The organism is Aeromonas sp. 600276 (assembly GCF_049175815.1).
GTDB classification, from domain to species: domain Bacteria; phylum Pseudomonadota; class Gammaproteobacteria; order Enterobacterales; family Aeromonadaceae; genus Aeromonas; species Aeromonas dhakensis.
Map to the genome: position 1 here is coordinate 1 of NZ_JAAKVU010000043.1, position 890 is coordinate 890.

The 890-nt window shown below is 69.2% G+C and carries 1 protein-coding gene; it reads right to left on the reverse strand.

Annotated elements, in window-relative coordinates; translation table 11 throughout:
- Window positions 1–890 (reverse strand): DUF5801 repeats-in-toxin domain-containing protein (locus G5134_RS21200; protein ID WP_421232180.1); only part of this gene is annotated, 890 nt, incomplete at both ends.

Here is an 890-nt window from a genome sequence, read left to right on the forward strand (position 1 = left end):
CCCTGCCCCACGGTCAGCGCCACGCTGTCATCTGCATTGCTGGTGTCGCCATGCCAGACGTTGTCCAACAGGGCCAGGGTCACTTCCCCGCTGGTCGGGTTGATGGTCAGGGTGAAGTAATCCACCCCGCCGGCGCTGCCGGTGATGACGTTGCCCACCTGATTGAGCAGGATGGCCGCCCCCTGGCCGTTGGCAGCCAGCGGATCCACCGCATAGAGGCCGCTCGCCACATTGCTGCCGCTCAGCGCCAGGCTGTAGCCAATGCTGCCCGCCCCGTCGGCCCCGAAGGCCGGGTTGAACTGGGCCTGCACGTCGGCCGCGCTCAGGCTGGCACTGGCCACCCCGTCGCCGCCCACTCCACCCAGGCTGACCAGGCTCTCGTCCACGGTCGCCCCCAGGCTCGGCGCCTCTTCTGCGAGGCCAGCCCGCGGGCCGTCATCCTCAAAGCGGAACACGCTGTTGGCACCCAGATCCACCGCCGCACTGGCACGGTCGCCATCGGCGTCGGTCACGGTCTGCACCAGGGTCAGTACGCCCTGCCCCACGGTCAGCGCCACGCTGTCATCTGCATTGCTGCTGTCGCCATGCCAGACGTTGTCCAACAGGGCCAGGGTCACTTCCCCGCTGGTCGGGTTGATGGTCAAGGTGAAGTAATCCACCCCGCCGGCGCTGCCGGTGATGACGTTGCCCACCTGATTGAGCAGGATCGCCGCCCCCTGGCCGTTGGCGGCCAGCGGATCCACCGCATAGAGGCCGCTTGCCACGTTGCTGCCGCTCAGCGCCAGGCTGTAGCCAATGCTGCCCGCCCCGTCGGCCCCGAAGGCCGGGTTGAACTGGGCCTGCACGTCGGCCGCGCTCAGGCTGGCACTGGCCACCCCGTCGCCGCCCAC